The 276-nt window shown below is 31.9% G+C and carries 1 pseudogene; it reads right to left on the reverse strand.

From position 1 onward, the window contains the following. Positions 1 to 276 (reverse strand): annotated as a pseudogene (locus ACLBXA_RS22355) (hypothetical protein); the annotation flags it as partial.

Here is a 276-nt window from a genome sequence, read left to right on the forward strand (position 1 = left end):
CCCTCATTTTTTAGTTCAAATATGCCATCCTCCGTCATGTCTACAATTTGCATAATTTCCGCAATACTTTTCTTTACCTTTGGTGGCGCTTCTTTCTTTTTTCTAGATAAAAAACCTAACATTTTTGGATTTTTCTTTTTCGAAAGGTCTTTCTTTGGCTTTTCTTTCTTCTGTTTTTTAACTTTTGGTTCTACCTTTGGTTTTTCTTCTTTCTTTTTGTTGGGTACCACCTTCACAATTTCTTTTGGTTCAGAAATTGATTCTTTTACGTTTTTT

It is taken from the genome of Bacillus sp. D48C (genome assembly GCF_053345735.1).